Origin of the sequence: Lysinimonas soli, assembly GCF_042655435.1 — a bacterium.
Lineage (GTDB): Bacteria > Actinomycetota > Actinomycetes > Actinomycetales > Microbacteriaceae > Lysinimonas > Lysinimonas soli.
The window spans coordinates 1,056,388-1,075,202 of the sequence record NZ_JBHSMG010000001.1; the positions used below are offsets into that span (position 1 = coordinate 1,056,388).

Here is an 18,815-nt window from a genome sequence, read left to right on the forward strand (position 1 = left end):
TGAGTTCCTTTGGGATGCTGGGGTGGCGCCCTGAACAGCGTTCACCTGAACGCTGTTCACTATAGTGGTCCCATGAGCGCCGCCCGCAACACGTCCCGCCACGATCGTGAGGCGGTCGTCGACACGGCGCTGCGCCTCCTCGACGAGGTCGGGCTCCCCGACCTGACGATGCGCCGTCTGGGGGCGGAGCTCGACGTCCAGCCGAGTGCGCTGTACTGGCACATCGAGAACAAGCAGGCGCTGCTCGCGGCGGTCGCCGATCGCATCCAGGCTGCTGCGCGACCGAGTCCCCCCGCCGAGCTCGGCTGGCGCGATGCGACGGCCGCCGAGGCAGCGGCGATCCGGGATGCTCTGCTGGCCTACCGCGACGGCGCCGAGGTGGTGCTCAGCACCCGCGCCCTCGGACTCGGTGGCGATGAGGCGCACCGTCGGCTGGTGCGCGCGCTCGAGCGCGGTCACGACTCGGCCACGGCCCGCGTCGTCGCGACCGCGCTGCTTCACCTGGTCTTCGGCGACGCGGCTCTGGTGCAACAGCGGCTCCAAGCCGACGTGCTGGGTGTGACCAGCGACGCGGTCGGCATGAGGCCCGAGCTCACGCCGGACGACGATGAGGCGTTTCGGACCGGGGTCGACCTCCTGCTGGCGGGCCTCGAGCAGCGCGCCTCGATCGCGGACTGAGACCGCCCGGCGCGGGCCTTGGGCGGCGCTAGGGCTGAGGGCGGCGCAGCAGTTCCCGCGCCTCGCGCACGGCATAGCCCACGATGACGAGGGTCGCGATCGCGTCGGACCACCACCATCCGAACGCGGCGTTGAGCACGAGGCCGACGAGCACGGATGCCGCGAGCACCCCGTCGACGAAGGTGACGCGTCCCTCGCTCACCAGCACGGGATTGTCCAGTGCCCGACCGGTGCGAGACTTGGCGGCCGAGAGCGCGAACATGGCGATCGCGGTCACGGCGGTCCAGGCGATCCCGAGCGGGCTCGTGCTCGCGTGCGCGCCCGTCGCCAGCGCGATGGAGGCCTGCACCAGCAGGTAGGCGGCGAGGGCGACGAAGGCGATGCCGATCAGCTGCAGCGCGCGATGCCGGCGGCGTTCGTCGGTGCCCGAGAGCTCCCAGATGACGACGATGCTCGCGCCGATCTCGATGAGGCTGTCGAGCCCGAAGCCCAGCAGGGCCACCGAGCCGGCCGCGAAGGCCGCGATGCCGAGTACGCCCACGCCGACGACGTTCCAGGCGAGGGTGATGCCCTCGAGGACGAATCCGCGGCGCCGCAGTGCGGCGTCGCTCATCAGATGCTGAAGCCGATGGCGCGCATCATGTCGCGCCCATCGTCGGTGATCCGGTCGGGACCCCACGGCGGCATCCAGACCCAGTTCAGGCGGAAGCGCTCCACGACGCCGTCGAGGGCCTGCGCGATCTGCTCCTCGATGACGTCGGTCAGCGGGCAGCCGGCCGAGGTGAGGGTCATCGAGATGACCAGGGCGTCGTTCTCGTCGTCCCAGGCCAGGTCGTAGATCAGCCCGAGGTCGACGACGTTGACGCCGAGTTCGGGGTCGACGACGTCTTTCAGCGCCTCTTCGACCTTGTCGAAGAGCTGCGGTTCGAGTGCGACGGGCATGTTCTCAGGGTACGCGGGTCGTGGTCGGTTCGCCGGAATCCGGGGGCCTAGACCTGCTCGACGAGGTAGCGGTCGTAGCCCTCGTTCTCGAGGCGCTCGGCGAGCTCGGGGCCGCCTTCCTCGGCCACGCGGCCGTCGACGAAGACGTGCACGAAGTCGGGGTGGATGTAGCGCAGGATCCGCGTGTAGTGCGTGATCAGCAGGATTCCGAGGCCCGTCGTCTCGTGCGCGCGGTTGACGCCCTCCGAGACGATCTTCAGGGCGTCGACGTCGAGCCCGGAGTCGGTCTCGTCGAGCACCGCGAACTTGGGCTTGAGCAGCTCGAGCTGGAGGATCTCGTGGCGCTTCTTCTCGCCGCCCGAGAACCCCTCGTTGACGTTGCGCGAGGCGAACGACGAGTCCATGCGCAGCTTCTTCATGGAGTCCTTGACGGTGGCTCCCCAGCCGCGGATCGCCGGAGCCTCGCCGTCGATCGCGGTCTTGGCGGTCCGCAGGAAGTTCGACACCGTCACACCCGGGATCTCGACCGGGTACTGCATCGCGAGGAACAGGCCGGCGCGGGCGCGGGCGTCGACGCTCATCGCGAGCACGTCCTCGCCGTCGAGCGTGATCGAGCCGCCCTCGACCTTGTAGCGCGGGTGCCCGGCGATCGTGTAGGCCAGCGTCGACTTGCCGGAGCCGTTCGGGCCCATGACCGCGTGGATCTCGCCCTCCTCGATCGTCAGATCGACGCCCTTGAGGATGTGCTTGGTGCCCTGGTCGGTCTCGATGCTGACCCGGAGGTCGGAGATCTTGAGTGTGCTCATGTCGTTGTGTCGATTCGTCGGAGCGTCGCGCGGCGACGCAGGTGGATCAGACCGCGAGCCGGGTGCTCGGGTCGACGTAGATGTCGCCGTCGATGACCTCGACCGCGAAGACCGGAACCGGCTCATAGGCCGGAAGGGTGCGGGGCTTGCCGTCGGCGAGGCCGAACGCCGAGCCGTGGGCCCAGCACTCGATCGAATCCTCTTCGACGAATCCCTCGCTGAGCGAGATGTCGCCGTGCGTGCAGGTGTCGCCGATGGCGTGCACCTGACCACCGGAATCCCGCACGACCGCGATGGCGATGCCGTCGAGCACGACCTTCTTGGCGGTGCCGGGATCGAGTTCGGTCAGCGCGAAGACGCGTGTGCCGGAGGTGGTCTCGCTCATCGCGCTCCCCCCAGTTCGACTTCGAGGGCGGCCTGCAGCCGGGCCTCGAGGGCGGGCTCGCCGATCTTCTGCACGATCTCGCTGAGGAACCCGAGCACGACCAGGCGGCGGGCCTCCTCTTCGCTGATCCCGCGGGACTGCAGGTAGAAGAGGTGCTCGTCGTCGAAACGGCCCGTGGCGCTGGCGTGCCCGGCCCCCAGGATGTCGCCGGTCTGGATCTCGAGGTTGGGGATCGAGTCGGCGCGCGTGCCGTCGCTCAGCACCAGGTTGCGGTTCTGCTCGTAGCTGTCGGTGCCCGGGGCGGTCGGCGCGATCAGCACGTCGCCGACCCAGACCGTGCGTGCCCCCTCGCCGTTGAGCGCGCCCTTGTAGCTGACCCGTGAGCGGGAATGCGGGGCGTCGTGGTGCACGAAGACCCGCTGTTCGAGGTGCTGACCGGCGTCGGCGAAGTAGACGCCGAACAGCTCGGCATCGGCGCCCTCGGCGGCCAGATGAGCCGAGGGGTCGATCCGTACGACGCTGCCGCCGAGCGAGACGACGAAGTGTCGCAGCCGGGCGTTGCGGCCGACCTTCGCGAAGTGGCTGGCCAGATGCAGGGCGTCGGCGTCCCACTCCTGCAGGCTCACCACCGTGAGCTGCGCCTGGTCGCCCAGCACGATCTCGACGTTCTCGGTGAGCGAGGCCCCGCCGCGGCTGTCGAGCACGACCAGGCCGCTGCTTTGCGGCTGCGCCGTGATGAGGGTGTGCGCGGCGCGGGGGGTGTCGCCCAGGCTGCCGCGCGTGATGGTCAGCGCCGTCGTCACCTCGCCCGCGACGTCGATGTGCAGGGCCTTCTCGAAGTGGGTCCAGGCGTTGGCGGCGGCCCGCTCCTCCGGCGTGCCGGCCGAGCCGATCCGGGCATCCGTGCGGTCGATCCACTCGACCGTGGTGCCCTCGACCTCGGGGAAGAGGATCGCGTAGGGCGCGCCGTCGAGTTCACCGTCGATGAGCGGGCGCAGGCGATCGACCGGCGAGAGCTTCCACTCCGCCTCGAATCCCGTGACGGCCGGGAAGTCGGCGTGGTTCACCGAGGCGAAACGCTCGGATCGGGTCTGCACGGGAGCCGTGCCGATGTGAACCGGTGCGCCATCGCTGTGCGCGCGGATGCCGAGACGCTCGGCGGTGGTGTCGGGAGCGTCGAGTGACGTGGCCACTAGCGTGCTGGTCCTTTCGGCGCGCGGCGGGCGGTCATCCGACGCTGCCTTCCATGCTCATCTCGATGAGCTTGTTGAGTTCGAGGGCGTATTCCATCGGCAGCTCGCGCGCGATCGGCTCGATGAAGCCGCGGACGATCATGGCCATGGCCTCGTCCTCGGGCATGCCGCGCGACATCAGGTAGAACAGCTGCTCCTCGCTGACGCGCGAGACGGTCGCCTCGTGACCCAGCTGCACGTCGTCGACGCGGATGTCGATCGATGGATAGGTGTCGGACCGCGAGATCGTGTCGACCAGGAGGGCGTCGCAGCGCACGGTGTTCGCCGAGTGGTGCGCGTTCTCGGCGACCCGCACCTCGCCGCGGTAGCCGGCACGGCCTCCGCCGCGGGCGATCGACTTGGAGACGATCGACGACGTCGTGTACGGCGCCATGTGGATCATCTTGGCGCCGGCATCCTGGTGCTGACCGGGGCCGGCGAAGGCGACCGAGAGCGTCTCGCCCTTGGCGTGCTCGCCGACGAGGTAGATCGACGGGTACTTCATCGTGACCTTGGAGCCGATGTTGCCGTCGATCCACTCCATGGTCGCGCCCTCGTGGGCGATCGCCCGCTTGGTGACCAGGTTGTAGACGTTGTTCGACCAGTTCTGGATCGTCGTGTAGCGCACGCGGGCGTTCTTCTTGACGATGATCTCGACGACCGCCGAGTGCAGGGAGTCCGACTTGTAGATCGGGGCGGTGCAGCCCTCGATGTAGTGCACGTAGGAGCCCTCGTCGGCGATGATCAGCGTCCGCTCGAACTGGCCCATGTTCTCGGTGTTGATGCGGAAGTAGGCCTGCAGCGGGATCTCGACCCGCACGCCCTTCGGCACGTAGACGAACGAGCCGCCCGACCAGACCGCCGTGTTGAGGGCGGCGAACTTGTTGTCGCCGGACGGGATGACGGTGCCGAAGTACTCCTGGAAGATCTCGGGGTGCTCGCGCAGCGCCGTGTCGGTGTCCATGAAGATGACGCCCTGCGCCTCGAGGTCTTCGCGGATCTGGTGGTACACGACCTCGGACTCGTACTGGGCCGCGACCCCGGCCACGAGCCGCTGACGCTCCGCCTCGGGGATGCCGAGCTTCTCGTAGGTGTTCTTGATCTCTTCCGGCAGCTCCTCCCACGAGGTCGCCTGCTTCTCGGTCGAGCGCACGAAGTACTTGATGTTGTCGAAGTCGATGCCGGTGAGGTCGGCGCCCCAGGTCGGCATCGGCTTCATGCCGAAGATCTTGAGGGCCTTGAGCCGGTTCTTGAGCATCCACTCCGGCTCGCTCTTGAGCGCGGAGATGTCGGAGACGACCTGCTCGGAGAGCCCGCGTCGAGCCGAGGAGCCGGCCGCGTCGGAGTCGGACCAGCCGAACTCGTATTGGCCGAGGCCGGAGAGCTCGGGACGATCGATCAGCACGTCGGACATGGGCTACCTTCTCTCTGCCGCTGCGAACCATTCCGCTCGGACCGGCATTCTGGCACGCGCCGTTGCGTGAAAATCTGCTGTCGAGTCTACAGGCGCGGGGCGAGGCTCGCCGAAGGACGTGCGTCGTTCGAGGCGGTCCGCCCCGCGAACAGGCGCGGTTCGACGTCGAGGAGGACCCGGATCGCGCCCACCCAGACCAGGGCGGCGCCCAGCAGGTGCAGGGCGACCAGCACGGCGGGGATCCCGATCAGCGACTGCACACCGCCCACCACGCCCTGGGCCAGCAGCACCGCGAGGAACACCAGCGTGGTGCGGCGGGCGAGGGCGGCATCCGGATCGCGGCGCAGTACGAGCAGCAGGCCGACCGCGAGGAGGATCACGACGATCGCCAGGGCGGCGTGCGCGAGCACGACGGCCGTCCAGTCGAGGCCCATCCGCGGCACGTCGGCGCTGTCGCCCGAGTGCGGTCCGGAACCCGAGACGAGGGTCCCGATCACGACGAGGGCCGCCGTCCCGGCGAGCAGTAGCCATGCCAACCGCCGCGGTCCCGGGGCGGTGACGTGCCCCGGCCGGCCCTGCCAGCGAGCCCGGTGCCAGGTCAGCGTCGCCGTCGCGAGCAGCGCCATCGCGAGCACGAAGTGCAGCGCGACGACCCAGGGGTTGAGCTTGACCAGAACGGTGATCCCGCCGGCCACCGCGTTGAGCACGACGAGCCAGAACATCGACCAGGCCAGACGGGTCAGCATCCGGTCGTCGGTGCGAGCGGCGCCCGCGCGCTGCGGGCCGCCCTGCAGTCGCGCGGCGACGATCGCCCAGCCGACCGCGAAGATCAGCACCGTGGTCAGCATCCGATTGCTGAACTCGATCACCCCGTGGATTCCGAGGGCCGGGACCGGAGCGATCGACGACCCCTCGCAGTTCGGCCAGCTCGGGCAGCCGAGCCCGGACCCGGTGACGCGCACCACTCCCCCGCCGAGCACGATCAGGACGCTCACGACGAGCGCCGCCGTGGTGCCCCAGCGCAGCGCGCGCGGGCTCAGCGTCACGCGCTGGGAGAGCCAACCGAAAGGTGTCGTCATGGCCTTCTCGTCAGAACGGGATGGGCAGATGCAGCAGCGGGTCGAGCCCGACCGCGAGGAAGACGAGCGTGAGGTAGGTGATGCTCGCGTGGAACACCCGCATCGGCTTCACCTCGCCGGCTCGGATGGCGTGCGAGTACAGCCGGTGCGATTCGAGCAGGAACCAGGCGCCCCCGAGCACCGCGACCACCGCATACAGCACGCCCATCGGGGCCACGGGGATGAGCAGCAGCGAGCACGCGACCGTGGCCCAGGCGTAGAGCACCACCTGGAGGCCGACCGTCTGACGCCCCTTGACGACGGCGAGCATCGGCACGTTGACCGAGGCGTAGTCGTCTTTGTAGCGCATGGAGAGCGGCCAGTAGTGCGGTGGAGTCCAGAGGAACACGATGCCGAACAGGATGACGGGCGCCCAGCTGAGGGACCCGGTCACCGCCGCCCAGCCGATCAGCACCGGCATGCAGCCCGCGGCGCCGCCCCACACGATGTTCTGCGGGGTGCGGCGCTTGAGGATCAGCGTGTAGACGAGCACGTAGAAGGCGATCGCAAGCAGCGACAGCACCGCGGCGAGCGGCGTCGTCAAGAACCACAGCCACGCGATCGAGACCGCGCCGGTGATCCACGCGAAGGCGAGCGCCTCGCCGTCCTTCAGCGCGCCGGTGACCAGCGGGCGGTTCTGCGTGCGCTTCATGACCCGGTCGATGTCGCGGTCGATGTAGCAGTTGAACGCGTTGGCCGAGGCGGCGCTGAAGCTGCCGCCGACCAGGGTGGCGAGCACGAGCCACAGGTTGGGGATGCCGTGGGCGGCCAGGACCATCACGGGCGCCGTCGTGACCAGGAGCAGTTCGATCACGCGGGGCTTCGTCAGCGCGATGTAGGCGGCCGACTTGCGAAGGAAGCGACCACCGAGGCCCGGCGACCGTTGCGGAACTGCGCGTTCGGCGGGGATCGAGACGGCTCCCTGCATGGCTCCTCAGACTGTTCGGGGTACCCGTCGAGTCTAGGCGACGGTCGGCGGGCGGTCGTCCTCCGACCGGAGTACCGCGTTGCCACCAGGCCCGCGCACGATCGCGCGGGGTGAAGACCGTCATCGCTATGCTGGTGGTGCTCGCCGACCGCGGCCGCATTCCCCCTCATCGTCCCCTTGACGATTTCGGGCTGCCCGCGGTGAGCCGATGACGTCGCATCGGTGAGCAGCTTCCTGCCGGGGCCGTCTCTGTCCCGCCAAGCATCGAAAGGGCGACACGCACGTGGCAACACTTTCCTGGGATGACCTGGACGACAAGGCCGTGGACACGGCTCGGATCCTCGCGGCGGATGCCGTCGAGAAAGTCGGGAACGGGCATCCGGGAACCGCGATGAGCCTCGCCCCTCTCGCCTATCTGCTGTTCCAGAAGGTCATGCGGCGCGATCCGCACGACAACGACTGGATCGGCCGGGACCGCTTCGTGCTCTCGGTGGGTCACAGCTCGCTGACGCAGTACATCCAGCTCTACTTCGGCGGCTACGGTCTCGAACTGGGCGACCTCGAGGCGCTGCGCACCTGGGGGTCGCTGACCCCCGGCCACCCCGAGTACGGCCACACCGCCGGCGTCGAGATCACGACCGGCCCGCTCGGGCAGGGCCTCTCCTCGGCGGTCGGATTCGCCTACGCCCAACGGTTCGAGCGCGGCCTGTTCGACCCGGATGCCGCCCCCGGCACGAGCCCGTTCGACCACTACATCTACGCGATCGCCGGCGACGGCGACATCGAGGAGGGCGTGACGAGCGAGGCCAGCTCGCTGGCCGGGCACCAGAAGCTCGGCAACCTGATCGCGTTCTACGACAGCAACCAGATCTCGATCGAGGACGACACCAACATCGCCCTGAGCGAGGATGTCGCGGCCCGTTACGAGGCGTACGGCTGGCATGTGCAGACGGTCGACTTCAAGAAGACCGGCGTGTACGTCGAAGACAAGCAGGGCCTGTTCGATGCGATCGAGGCGGCCAAGGCGGTCAGCGACAAGCCGTCGCTCATCATCGTGAAGACCATCATCGGATGGCCGTCGCCGAAGAAGCAGAACACCGGCAAGATCCACGGTTCGGCCCTCGGCGCCGACGAGCTGGCCGCCGTGAAGGAGGTGCTGGGATTCGACCCGGCGCAGAACTTCGTGGTCGCGCCCGAGGTCATCGAGCACACCCGCAAGGCCGTCGAACGCGGAGCCGAAGCGCACGCCGCCTGGCAGAAGGAGTTCGACGCCTGGGCCGCCGCCAACCCCGAGAAGAAGGCCCTCTTCGACCGGCTCGAGACCGGCGCACTGCCGGACGGGGTCGAGGCGGCTCTCCCCGTGTTCGAGGCGGGCAAGGACCTCTCGACGCGCGCCGCGAGCGGTAAGGTCCTCAACGCGCTCGGCCCGGTGATCCCGGAGCTGTGGGGCGGATCGGCCGACCTCGCCGAGTCGAACAACACCACGATCGAGGGCGCGCAGTCGTTCATCCCGAGCGAGCACTCCACTCACGAGTGGACCGGCAACCCGTACGGGCGCACCCTGCACTTCGGCATCCGCGAGCACGCGATGGGCGCGATCCTCAACGGGATCGTGCTGCACGGCAAGACCCGTGCCTACGGTGGAACCTTCCTCATCTTCAGCGACTACATGCGTCCCGCGGTCCGCCTCGCGGCGCTCATGAAGGTGCCGTCGATCTTCGTCTGGACTCACGACTCCGTCGCTCTCGGCGAAGACGGCCCGACGCACCAGCCGGTCGAGCAGCTGACGGCTCTGCGGGCGATCCCCCAGCTCGACATCGTGCGTCCCGCCGATGCCAACGAGACGGCTTACGCCTGGCTGAACATCCTGCAGCGCCGGGGAGGCCCCGCCGGCATCGCCCTGAGCCGTCAGAACCTCCCGGTGTTCGAACGCGGCACGGGAGACGCGTCGGGTGACATCTTCGCGTCGGCCAGCAATGTGGCCAAGGGGGCCTACGTGCTCGCCGAGGCGCCGAGCGGAACGCCCGACGTGATCCTGCTGTCGTCGGGTTCCGAGGTGCAGATCGCCGTCGACGCCCGCGAGAGGCTCAAGGCCGAGGGGATCAACGCGCGCGTCGTGTCGGTGCCGTGCCAGGAGTGGTTCGAGGAGCAGTCGGCCGAGTACCACGAGTCGGTCCTCCCGGCGGCGATCAAGGCCCGCGTGTCGATCGAGGCGGGCCTCGCGCTCACCTGGAGGCCGTTCGTCGGCGACGCCGGGCGCAGCATCTCGATCGAGCACTTCGGTGCGTCGGCCGACTACAAGACCCTGTACAGCAAGTTCGGCATCACGACGGAGGCGACCATCGCCGCCGTGAAAGACACCATCGCCGCGGCCGCGGCCTGAGCTTCAGCCACCACGACAGACCAGGAACCAAGATCATGGCAGACAGCAGAACCGCAGAACTCTCCGCGATCGGCGTGAGCATCTGGCTCGACGACCTCTCCCGGGAGCGCATCGAGTCGGGCTCCCTCCAGAAGCTCATCGACGAGAGGAACGTGGTCGGCGTGACCACGAACCCGACCATCTTCGCCTCGGCCCTCGCCAAGGGGAACGCCTACGACGCGGTGGTCGCCGAACTCGCGGCCAAGGGCACGAGCGTGCACGACGCCGTCTTCGAGATCACGACGAGCGACGTCGCCGACGGATGCGACATCTTCGCCCCCGTCTATGCCGCATCGAACGGCGTCGACGGTCGCGTCTCGATCGAGGTCGAGCCGGGACTGGCGCACGACGCCGCGGGCACGATCGCCCAGGCCGAGCAGCTCTGGGCGAAGGTCTCCAAGCCCAACGCGATGATCAAGATCCCCGCGACGGTCGAGGGCCTCGAGGCCATCACGGCCACGATCGCCAAGGGGATCAGCGTCAACGTGACCCTGATCTTCAGCCTCGATCGCCACAAGGCGGTCATCGACGCCTACCTGAGCGGACTCGAGCAGGCGCAGGCCGCCGGCATCGATCTGTCGACCATCGAGTCGGTCGCCTCGTTCTTCGTGTCGCGGGTCGACACCGAGATCGACAAGCGGCTCGAGGTCATCGGAACGGATGCCGCGCTGGCGCTGAAGAGCCGCGCCGGCATCGCGAACGCCCAGCTGGCCTACCAGCTGTTCGAGCAGGAGTTCGCGAGCGATCGCGCGCAGGCGCTGCTCGCCGCCGGCGCCAACAAGCAGCGCCCGCTGTGGGCGTCGACCGGCGTCAAGGACCCGGCCCTGCCCGACACGCTCTACGTCACCGAGTTGGCCGTCGCCGGCGTCGTCAACACGATGCCCGAGAAGACGCTCGAGGCGACCTTCGACCACGCCCCGCTGCACGGCGACGCCGTGACGGGCTCGTACGCCGACGCGCAGAAGGTGCTCGACGAGCTCGCCGCCGTTGGCGTCGACTACGACGACGTGACGGCGCTGCTCGAGAAGGAGGGCGTCGAGAAGTTCATCGTCTCGTGGGGCGAGCTGCTCGACACGGTCGCGGCGGCGCTGGAGGCGGCGAAGTGACCGTACGCGTGCACGCGACCGGCGCGGCCGGCGAGGCCGTCGCCCGCCTGGTCCCGCAGCTCGTGGCCGACGGGGTGGCGAGCGGGATCACCACCCTCGACCCCAGCCTGTGGGGACCCGCCGCCGAGGAGGAGTCGGCGAAGCGCCTCGGGTGGACCGAGGCCGTCGCGATCTCGGACGCGCTCGTGGAGCCGATCCTCGCTCTGCGCGACACGCTCCACGCCCGCGGAGTGAAGCACATCGTGCTCGGGGGGATGGGCGGCTCCTCGCTCGCACCCGAGGTCATCACCCAGACCTACGGCGTCGCTCTGACCGTGCTCGACTCGACGGATCCCGGCCAGGTACGTGCGGCGCTCGAGGACCGGCTGGCGCAGACCGCGGTCGTCATCTCGTCGAAGTCCGGTTCCACGGTCGAGACCGACAGCCAGAAGCGCGTCTACGAGAAGGCCTTCCGCGACGCGGGGATCGACCCGATCGAGCGCATCGTGGTCGTCACCGACCCCGGATCGCCGCTCGACGTGTCGGCCCGGGCGGACGGTTACACGGTGTTCAACGCCGATCCGAACGTCGGGGGGCGCTATTCGGCGCTGACCGCCTTCGGGCTCGTGCCGAGCGGGCTCGCGGGCGTCGACATCCGCAACCTGCTCGACGAGGCGCAGTCCATGGAGCTGACGCTGGCGCTCGACACCCCCGACAACCCGGGCCTGGTGCTCGGCGCGGCGATCGCCGGAACCGTGCCGCTGAAGGACAAGCTCGGAATCGTCGCGGACGGCACCTACATCGTCGGCTTCGCCGACTGGGCCGAGCAGCTCATCGCCGAGTCCACCGGTAAGGATGGCAAAGGCATTCTGCCGGTCGTGCTCGACACCGACTCCCCCGAGCTCGGTCTGAACCTGCCCGATCTGCAGATCATCCGTCTCGTCGGGGACGAGGACGACACCCGCGAGGTGCGCGAGGGCGAGATCGAGATCTCCGGCAGCCTCGGTGGCCAGATGCTGGTGTGGGAGTACGCCACCGCGGTCGCCGGTCGCCTGCTCGGCATCAACCCCTTCGACCAGCCCGACGTCGAGTCCGCCAAGATCGCGGCCCGCGGCCTGCTGGACGCCCGTCCGGAGCCGACGGAGCCGCTCTTCGTCGACGACAGCGGTGTGGAGGTGCGCGTCGCGGGCGGCCTCGAGCTCGCCGAGCACACCCTCTCGGGAGCGATCGGCGCCCTGCTGGCGCAGCTCGGACCCGATGGTTACGTCTCGCTGCAGGCCTACCTCGACCGGGTGCACCACCCCGAGTTCGCCGCCCTACGGGACGTCTTCGCGGCGAAGTCCGCCCGGCCCGTGACCTTCGGCTGGGGTCCGCGCTTCCTGCACTCCACCGGTCAGTACCACAAGGGCGGGCCCGCGGTCGGGGTGTTCCTGCAGATCACGGCGCAGCCGGACGAGACGCACGATCTCGCGATCCCGGACCGCCCGTTCACCTTCGGTCAGCTCATCCAGGCCCAGGCGGCGGGCGATGCGAGCGTGCTCGCGGAGCACGGTCGCCCGGTTCTGACCCTCACCCTGCGCGACGTCGCCGCCGGCGCCGCCGCGATCACCGCCGCGATCGGCTGAACCACACCGGCACGCGAACGGTCGAGGAGAACCATGCCCGTCCAGATCACCCAGGATTTCAACCCGCTGCGTTCGCCGTCGGACCGACGGCTCAACCGGATCGCCGGACCGAGCGGTCTCGTCATCTTCGGCGTCACCGGCGACCTGTCGCGCAAGAAGCTGATGCCGGCGGTCTACGACCTCGCCAACCGCGGTCTGCTGCCCCCCGGCTTCGCCCTCGTCGGGTTCGCCCGGCGCGACTGGGTCGACCAGGACTTCGAGAAGGTCGTCTACGAGGCGGTCAAGACCTATGCCCGCACCCCCTTCGATGAGGACGTCTGGGCCCAGCTGAAGCAGGGCATCCGTTTCGTCCAGGGCGAGTTCGACGACGACGCGGCCTTCGATCGGCTCACGACCACCATCCGGGAGCTCGACGAGAACCGCGGAACGATGGGCAACCACGCGTTCTACCTCTCGATCCCGCCGAAGTCGTTCCCGCAGGTGACCGAGCAGCTGCGGCGCTCCGGCCTGGCGGAACCGGCCGACGGGCAGTGGCGTCGCGTGGTCATCGAGAAGCCGTTCGGCTCCGACCTGACGACCGCGCGCGAGCTCAATGACGTCGTGGAGTCGGTTTTCCCGCCCGACGCGGTGTTCCGCATCGACCACTACCTGGGCAAGGAGACGGTTCAGAACATCCTCGCCCTGCGGTTCGCGAACCAGCTCTACGAACCGATCTGGAACGCCAACTACGTCGACCACGTGCAGATCACGATGGCCGAGGACATCGGGGTCGGCGGCCGGGCCGGGTACTACGACGGCATCGGCGCGGCACGCGACGTCATCCAGAACCACCTCCTGCAGCTGCTCGCCCTGACCGCGATGGAGGAGCCGGTGTCGTTCGACGCCGCCGACCTGCGTGCCGAGAAGGAGAAGGTGCTCTCGGCCGTGCACCTTCCGGATGACCTGAGCACCGCGACCGCGCGCGGCCAGTACTCGGCGGGGTGGCAGGGTGGCGAGAAGGTGCTCGGCTTCCTCGACGAGGACGGCATGAGCCCGGTCTCGACGACCGAGACCTATGCCGCGCTCAAGCTCGGTATCAACACGCGGCGCTGGGCGGGTGTGCCGTTCTACCTGCGCGCCGGCAAGCGCCTCGGCCGACGGGTGACCGAGATCGCCGTCGTCTTCAAGCGCGCCCCGCAGTACCTGTTCGCCGAGAGCCAGACCTCGGCCCTCGGCCAGAACGCGCTCGTCATCCGGGTGCAGCCCGATGAGGGCGTGACGATCCGCTTCGGGTCGAAGGTTCCGGGTGCCGGCATGCAGGTGCGCGACGTCACGATGGACTTCGGGTACGGGCACGCCTTCACCGAAGCCAGCCCGGAGGCCTACGAGCGGTTGATCCTCGACGTGCTGCTCGGGGATCCGCCGCTGTTCCCCCGCCACCAGGAGGTGGAGCTGAGCTGGAAGATCCTCGACCCGATCGAGGAGTACTGGACGACCCTCGGGCAGCCCGAGCAGTACAAGCCGGGCACCTGGGGACCCTCGTCGGCCGATGAGCTCCTGGCGCGCGATGGACGCGTCTGGAGACGGCCGTGAACTGGAGGACGCTGTGATCGTCGATCTGCCCGACACCACCACGAGTGCCGTGTCGAAGGCTCTCGTCAAGATCCGCGAGGAGGGTGGCGCCGTCGCACTCGGCCGCGTGCTCACTCTCGTGATCGCGACGCCGCTCGGCGAGGAAGAGGAGGCCATCGAGGCCGCCAACGACGCCTCTCGCGAGCATCCGATGCGCGTCATCGTGCTGTCGAAGAGCATCGACGGCACCGCGAAGGACGACTCCCGCCTCGACGCCCAGATCCGCGTCGGCGGTGATGCGGGCGCCAGCGAGGTCATCGTGCTGCGCGCCTACGGCGACACCGCATCCGACGAGGAGGGGCTCGTCACGAGCCTCCTGCTGCCGGACGCGCCGGTCGTGGTCTGGTGGCCGAGCCACGCCCCCGCCCGCCCCAGCGCGTCGCCGCTCGGCAAGATCGCTCAGCGCCGGATCACGGATGCGGCCGAAGCCGCCAACCCCGTCCAGGCTCTCAAGGACCTGGGCTCGCACTACGCCCCCGGCGATACCGACTTCGCCTGGACCCGCCTCACCCTGTGGCGCGCGCAGCTCGCAGCGGTGCTCGACCAGCCGCCGTTCGAGCCCGTGACCGCTGTGACGGTGAGCGGTTCGTCCGACTCCCCCTCGACCGAGCTGCTGGCCGCATGGCTGCAGCTGGCACTCGAGGTGAAGGTCTCGATGGAGATCACGAGTCCCGGCCACGGCTCCAGCGGCATCCACGGGGTGCGCCTCGAGCGGGCATCGGGACCGATCGACCTGGAGCGTATCCTTCCCAACGTGGCCACCCTCATCCAGCCCAACCAGCCGACGCACGACATCTCGCTGCCGCGGCGCAATCTGCGCGACTGCCTCGCGGAGGAGCTGCGGCGTCTCGACCCGGACGATCTTTTCGGTGACGTGGTGCAGCGCGGCGTCTCGGAGCTGGGAGCGCCGGCCCGTCACCCGGCGAAGCCTCGTGAGACGGCCACGCCGCTCGGCGACGCCTCCGCCGGGAGGGCGAAGTGAGCAACGAACGGCGGGTGCTGGTCCACCCCGACAAGGAGGCCCTGGCGGGGAGCGTCGCCGCACGGTTCATCACGAAGATCATCGACGTGCTCGACGACCTCGGTGAGGCGAATGTCTGTCTGACCGGCGGGACCATGGGCTCGGCCGTGCTCGCGGCGATCAACAGTTCGCCCGCGCGGGACAGCGTCGACTGGAGCCGCATCACCTTCTGGTGGGGCGATGAGCGCTACCTGCCGCTCGGCGACCCCGACCGCAACGACACCCAGTCGCGCGCGGCCCTTCTCGACCACTTACAGCTGGATGCCGCCCAGATCAAGTCGTTCCCGGCGCCCGGCGACCAGCCGGACATCGAACAGGCGGCCCGCTACTTCGAGCAGGTGCTCGCGGATGCCGCGATCGACGGCGCCCGCTACCCGCGCTTCGACGTGACCTTCCTCGGTGTCGGGCCGGACGGTCACATCGCCTCCCTGTTCCCCGACCACCCCGCCGTGCGTGAGACCGAACGGGTCGTGGTCGCCGAGACGGCCTCTCCCAAGCCTCCCGCGGAGCGTCTGAGCCTGACGCTGCCGGTGATCAACTCCTCCGACCGGGTCTGGCTCGTGCTGGCGGGTGCGGACAAGGCGTCGGCGCTCGGTCTCGCCCTCGCCGGCGCGAACGTCAACGACGTGCCGGCGGCCGGCGCCGAGGGGCGCAAGCGCACGGTCTTCTTCGTCGACAAGGAAGCCGCCGCCGAGGTGCCCGAGAACCTGATCGCGCCGTCGTACTACTGGACGTCGGCGGACGACAACTCGGAGCGCTAGTCCGGGAGCACTTCGCGACCGCCGAAGAGATCGGCGATCGCGCGCGGCTACTTGGCGGCCGTGCCCCGACGGGCGCGCAACTGCTCGAGCGCCTCGTCGAGAAGCTGCTCCGCTTCCTTCTCGGAACGGCGCTCCTTGACGTAGGCCAGGTGGGTCTTGTACGGCTCCATCTTGGCCAACTGAGGCGGATTGTCCTTGTCGCGACCGGCCGGCAGGCCCGAGTTGGGGCTGTCGATGGTCTCGGGGATCTCTTCGTCGGGCAGGTTCGCGGCGAAGTACCGGACCGTCTCGTTGCCGAGCGCATCCCAGTACGAGATCGCCACGCGGTCCGCGTGGTACCCGCGGTCCTGCTCACCCATCGGACCGGATCCGACGCGCGATCCTCGGATCGCGCTGCCACCTGATGCCACGTTGCTCCCTAGCCTGCGAATTCGATGATGGTCGCCGATCGAATCGGCGAAGCGGAACGCCGCCGGGTCAACCGGCGAAGCGGACGATCAGACCGAGAACCACGATGCTGGAAAGCCAGACGAGACCGAGGATGACCGTGATGCGGTTGAGGTTGCGCTCCGCGACGCCCGACGCGCCCAGGTTGGAGGTCACCCCGCCGCCGAACATGTCCGAGAGGCCGCCACCACGACCGCGGTGCAGCAGGATCAGCAGCGTCAGCAGCAAGCTGGTGATGCCGAGGATCACCTGCACGATGACCTGGAGAATTTCCACGGGAAGCCTTTCGATCCAGTCTGACGACCGGCGTTCAGTATACGTCAGGGGGCGTGACGCCTCAGGTACCGACGTGCTGCCGGAAGCGGACGATGCTCGAGAACTCGTCCAGCAGCAGGCTCGCACCGCCGACGAGGGCTCCGTCGACGTCGGCCTCGCGCATGAAACCGGCGATGTTGGAGGCCTTGACCGAGCCGCCGTAGAGGATGCGGGTGGCGGCTGCCGCCTCGTCGCCGAGCACCTCGGCGACGACGGCGCGCAGGGCCGCGGCCACCTGCTGGGCCTGCTCGCTCGTGGCGGCCTGACCGGAGCCGATCGCCCAGACCGGCTCGTAGGCCACGACGACCTCCTGGCCCTTGCTCGCGCCGCCCAGGGCGATGCGCAGCTGCGCGACCGGAACGGCACTGGGACCGTGGGTCTCGAGGTCCTCAGCCGTCTCCCCCACGCACACGATCGGCACGAGACCGTGCCGATGGGCGGCGGTGAGCTTCGCCGCGATCTGCTCATCGGTCTCGCCGTGGTACTGACGGCGCTCCGAGTGTCCGATGATGACGTACCGCGCGTCGAGCGCCTTCAGGAAGGCGCCCGAGATCTCGCCCGTGTACGCGCCGCTGTCGTGCTCCGACAGGTCCTGGCCGCCGAAGGCGATGGGGAGGTCGTCGGAGTTCACCAGGGTCTGCACCGAGCGCAGGTCGGTGAACGGCGGGAAGACCGCGACCTCGACGTCGCCCGTGTCGTGACGCGCGTCCTTGAGGGTCCACGCGAGCTTCTGCACGAAGGCGATCGACTGCAGATGGTCGAGGTTCATCTTCCAGTTGCCCGCAATCAGCGGGGTTCTGCCGTTCACTGCCATCCGAGTACCTCCAGGCCGGGGAGTTCTTTGCCCTCGAGGAATTCGAGGCTGGCGCCGCCGCCGGTCGAGACGTGACCGAACTGGTCGTCGTGGAATCCGAGCTGCCGCACGGCGGCCGCGGAATCGCCGCCGCCGACCACACCGAGACCCGTCACCTTGGTGAGCGCCTCGGCGACCGCCTTCGTGCCCGCCGCGAACGGCTCGAGTTCGAAGACGCCCATCGGTCCGTTCCAGAACACCGTCGCCGAGCTCTCGATGAGCTCCGCGAAGTGAGTCGCGGTCTCGGGGCCGATGTCGAGGCCGAGTCCATCGGCGCCGAACGGCGTGCTCTCGATGGCGTCGGCGGCGGCGACCACATGGTCGGCGTCGGCAGCGAAGCGCGACGCCACGACGACGTCGGTCGGCAGCACGAGCTCGACGCCGCGTTCGGCGGCCTCGCTCAGGTACCCGCGCACCGTGTCGAGTTGTTCGGCATCGAGAAGGCTCTTGCCGATCGCGTGCCCCTGCGCGGCGAGGAAGGTGAACAGCATCCCCCCGCCGATCAGCAGCTGGTCGACCTTGGGAAGCAGGGCGTCGATGACACCGAGCTTGTCGCTGACCTTCGAGCCGCCGAGCACCACGGTGTAGGGCTTCGCCGGATCGCGCGTGAGTCGCTCGAGCACACCCAGTTCGGTCTGCACGAGGCGGCCCGCCGCCGAGGGCAGCAGCTGCGCGAGCTCGTAGACGCTGGCCTGCTTGCGATGCACGACCCCGAATCCGTCGGAGACGAAGGCGTCGCCGAATGCCGCGAGGGCCTTGGCGAAGGCCTCGCGGCGCTCGGGGTCTTTCGAGGTCTCGTCGGCGTTGAAGCGCAGGTTCTCGAGAAGGGCCACCTGGCCCGGCTCGAGCCCCTGCGCGACGTCGCGCGCCACGTCACCGATGGTGTCCCCCGCGAAGGCCACCTGCGCGCCGAGCAGTTCGCCCAGTCGGCTCGCGACCGGGGCGAGGCTGTACTTCGGGTCGGGCGTGCCGTCGGGTCGCCCCAGGTGCGAGATCGCGATGACCTTCGCGCCGGCGCGAGTCAGCTCCTGGATCGTGCCGACCGACGCACGGATACGTCCGTCATCGGTGATCGTGCCCGCCTCGAGCGGAACGTTCAGGTCGCATCGGACGATGACCCGTTTGCCGGACAGATCGCCCAGCGACTCGATGGTGCGCAGAGCCATTGCGGC

General features: G+C 69.2%; 19 protein-coding genes. 7 read left to right on the forward strand and 12 right to left on the reverse strand.

Annotated elements, in window-relative coordinates; all coding sequences use genetic code 11:
* Positions 1-72: 72 nt before the first annotated feature.
* Positions 73-678 (forward strand): TetR family transcriptional regulator, encoded by a 606-nt coding sequence (locus tag ACFPJ4_RS05075; protein WP_386739195.1) that lies wholly within the window; start codon positions 73-75, stop codon positions 676-678.
* A 28-nt stretch (positions 679-706) separates the two neighbouring features.
* Here the strand turns inward: ACFPJ4_RS05075 and ACFPJ4_RS05080 are convergent, their stop codons facing one another.
* The 8 genes from ACFPJ4_RS05080 to ACFPJ4_RS05115 all read right to left on the reverse strand — a co-directional run bounded on the left by ACFPJ4_RS05080 (position 707) and on the right by ACFPJ4_RS05115 (position 7,503).
* Entirely contained in the window at positions 707-1,291 is a 585-nt protein-coding gene (locus tag ACFPJ4_RS05080; RefSeq protein ID WP_386739196.1) for a cation efflux transmembrane domain-containing protein, read from the reverse strand.
* Complete coding sequence (locus tag ACFPJ4_RS05085) at positions 1,291-1,620, reverse strand: metal-sulfur cluster assembly factor (RefSeq protein ID WP_386739197.1); 330 nt, start codon at positions 1,618-1,620, stop codon at positions 1,291-1,293. Before ACFPJ4_RS05085 ends, ACFPJ4_RS05080 begins: the two co-directional genes overlap by 1 nt.
* 47 nt (positions 1,621-1,667) lie before the next feature.
* Positions 1,668-2,426 carry a Fe-S cluster assembly ATPase SufC gene (gene sufC, locus ACFPJ4_RS05090; protein WP_386739198.1) on the reverse strand — a complete coding sequence of 253 codons (759 nt, stop codon included), beginning with the start codon at positions 2,424-2,426 and terminating at the stop codon, positions 1,668-1,670.
* Between the two features lie 46 nt (positions 2,427-2,472).
* Entirely contained in the window at positions 2,473-2,811 is a 339-nt protein-coding gene (locus ACFPJ4_RS05095) for a non-heme iron oxygenase ferredoxin subunit (RefSeq protein ID WP_386739199.1), read from the reverse strand.
* On the reverse strand, positions 2,808-4,004 hold the full coding sequence (gene sufD / locus ACFPJ4_RS05100) for a Fe-S cluster assembly protein SufD (RefSeq protein WP_386739200.1): 1,197 nt from the start codon (positions 4,002-4,004) through the stop codon (positions 2,808-2,810). Before sufD ends, ACFPJ4_RS05095 begins: the two co-directional genes overlap by 4 nt.
* 34 nt (positions 4,005-4,038) lie before the next feature.
* Entirely contained in the window at positions 4,039-5,457 is a 1,419-nt protein-coding gene (gene sufB, locus ACFPJ4_RS05105) for a Fe-S cluster assembly protein SufB (RefSeq protein ID WP_386739201.1), read from the reverse strand.
* Positions 5,458-5,543: 86 nt separating this feature from the next.
* Positions 5,544-6,536, reverse strand: a complete 993-nt coding sequence (locus ACFPJ4_RS05110) for a COX15/CtaA family protein (RefSeq protein ID WP_386739202.1) — start codon at positions 6,534-6,536, stop codon at positions 5,544-5,546.
* Positions 6,537-6,546: 10 nt separating this feature from the next.
* Complete coding sequence (locus ACFPJ4_RS05115; protein ID WP_386739203.1) at positions 6,547-7,503, reverse strand: heme o synthase; 957 nt, start codon at positions 7,501-7,503, stop codon at positions 6,547-6,549.
* Positions 7,504-7,786: 283 nt separating this feature from the next.
* On the opposite strand from ACFPJ4_RS05115, the gene tkt reads away from it, so the two are divergent.
* The 6 genes from tkt to pgl are packed head-to-tail and all read left to right on the forward strand — an operon-like array spanning position 7,787 to position 16,028.
* Positions 7,787-9,886, forward strand: coding sequence for a transketolase (gene tkt, locus ACFPJ4_RS05120; RefSeq protein WP_386739204.1), 2,100 nt, complete (start codon positions 7,787-7,789; stop codon positions 9,884-9,886).
* A gap of 35 nt (positions 9,887-9,921) precedes the next feature.
* On the forward strand, positions 9,922-11,031 hold the full coding sequence (gene tal, locus ACFPJ4_RS05125) for a transaldolase (RefSeq protein ID WP_386739205.1): 1,110 nt from the start codon (positions 9,922-9,924) through the stop codon (positions 11,029-11,031).
* Positions 11,028-12,635 (forward strand): glucose-6-phosphate isomerase, encoded by a 1,608-nt coding sequence (locus tag ACFPJ4_RS05130; protein ID WP_386739206.1) that lies wholly within the window; start codon positions 11,028-11,030, stop codon positions 12,633-12,635. Before tal ends, ACFPJ4_RS05130 begins: the two co-directional genes overlap by 4 nt.
* A 33-nt stretch (positions 12,636-12,668) precedes the next feature.
* Complete coding sequence (gene zwf / locus ACFPJ4_RS05135; RefSeq protein WP_386739207.1) at positions 12,669-14,207, forward strand: glucose-6-phosphate dehydrogenase; 1,539 nt, start codon at positions 12,669-12,671, stop codon at positions 14,205-14,207.
* 13 nt (positions 14,208-14,220) lie between these two features.
* Entirely contained in the window at positions 14,221-15,228 is a 1,008-nt protein-coding gene (locus ACFPJ4_RS05140) for a glucose-6-phosphate dehydrogenase assembly protein OpcA (RefSeq protein ID WP_386739208.1), read from the forward strand.
* Positions 15,225-16,028, forward strand: coding sequence for a 6-phosphogluconolactonase (pgl, locus tag ACFPJ4_RS05145; protein WP_386739209.1), 804 nt, complete (start codon positions 15,225-15,227; stop codon positions 16,026-16,028). Before ACFPJ4_RS05140 ends, pgl begins: the two co-directional genes overlap by 4 nt.
* A gap of 47 nt (positions 16,029-16,075) precedes the next feature.
* On the opposite strand, the gene ACFPJ4_RS05150 is transcribed toward pgl, so the two are convergent.
* From ACFPJ4_RS05150 to ACFPJ4_RS05165, 4 genes are all read right to left on the reverse strand, one after another.
* On the reverse strand, positions 16,076-16,438 hold the full coding sequence (locus ACFPJ4_RS05150) for an RNA polymerase-binding protein RbpA (protein ID WP_386739210.1): 363 nt from the start codon (positions 16,436-16,438) through the stop codon (positions 16,076-16,078).
* A gap of 67 nt (positions 16,439-16,505) precedes the next feature.
* Complete coding sequence (secG, locus tag ACFPJ4_RS05155) at positions 16,506-16,751, reverse strand: preprotein translocase subunit SecG (RefSeq protein WP_386739211.1); 246 nt, start codon at positions 16,749-16,751, stop codon at positions 16,506-16,508.
* A 61-nt stretch (positions 16,752-16,812) separates the two neighbouring features.
* Positions 16,813-17,604, reverse strand: coding sequence for a triose-phosphate isomerase (tpiA, locus tag ACFPJ4_RS05160; RefSeq protein WP_386739212.1), 792 nt, complete (start codon positions 17,602-17,604; stop codon positions 16,813-16,815).
* Positions 17,595-18,809 (reverse strand): phosphoglycerate kinase, encoded by a 1,215-nt coding sequence (locus ACFPJ4_RS05165; protein ID WP_386739213.1) that lies wholly within the window; start codon positions 18,807-18,809, stop codon positions 17,595-17,597. The genes tpiA and ACFPJ4_RS05165 overlap by 10 nt, the downstream gene beginning before the upstream one ends.
* Positions 18,810-18,815: the final 6 nt, after the last annotated feature.